A 301-nucleotide genomic window follows, 5' to 3' on the forward strand; every position below is an offset into this window, starting at 1 on the left:
TAAGATGACTGTAAAGTTAATCTCTCCAATCGCAATGGATGAAGGTCTACGTTTCGCAATCCGCGAAGGTGGCCGTACTGTAGGTGCTGGTGTAGTAGCAACTATCGTAGAGTAATAATTAACTTTTAAGTTAATTGTTAGAAAAAGGTCACTTCGGTGGCCTTTTTTAATGCCTACGATTTACGTCATGTGAAGGTGGCGCTGTTACCCATAGGCGTAGGTGCTTTGTAGCAACGTTCAATGAGTAATAATTAACTTTTAAGTTAATTGTTAGAAAAAGGTCACTTCGGTGGCCTTTTTT

1 pseudogene is annotated in these 301 nt (G+C 39.5%); it reads left to right on the forward strand.

Going from position 1 to position 301, the window contains the following annotated elements:
* Nucleotides 1–115, forward strand: a pseudogene (locus H5183_RS21540) (elongation factor Tu); the annotation flags it as partial.
* Between the last annotated feature and the right edge of the window lie 186 nt (nucleotides 116–301).

Source organism: Pseudoalteromonas sp. SR44-8 (assembly GCF_014163635.1).
Classification (GTDB): Bacteria; Pseudomonadota; Gammaproteobacteria; order Enterobacterales; family Alteromonadaceae; genus Pseudoalteromonas; species Pseudoalteromonas rhizosphaerae.